The 235-nt window shown below is 43.0% G+C and carries 1 pseudogene; it reads left to right on the forward strand.

Annotated features, from left to right (window positions below):
- Positions 1–235, forward strand: a pseudogene (locus FDX22_RS23885) (transporter); the annotation flags it as partial.

Consider the following 235-nt stretch of genomic DNA (forward strand, 5'->3'; position numbering starts at 1 on the left):
TTGCGGTCATCCTGTTTTTCTCCTTCTCTTTTACCTTTTCGATTAGCCACGAAGAGGCCGTTTCAGCCTTCGAACAGAATATTTCTGCACTGGCTCTGGCGGCGCAGGTTATTCCTGGTCAGATTATTCACATCACCTCAACGGTGTTAAATATCTTCGCTGTATTAACCGCATTCTTTGGTATTTATTTGGGATTCCACGAGGCGATTAAAGGAATTATTCTTAACGTTCTGAG

Source organism: Citrobacter sp. TBCS-14 (assembly GCF_005280805.1).
GTDB lineage: Bacteria > Pseudomonadota > Gammaproteobacteria > Enterobacterales > Enterobacteriaceae > Citrobacter > Citrobacter gillenii.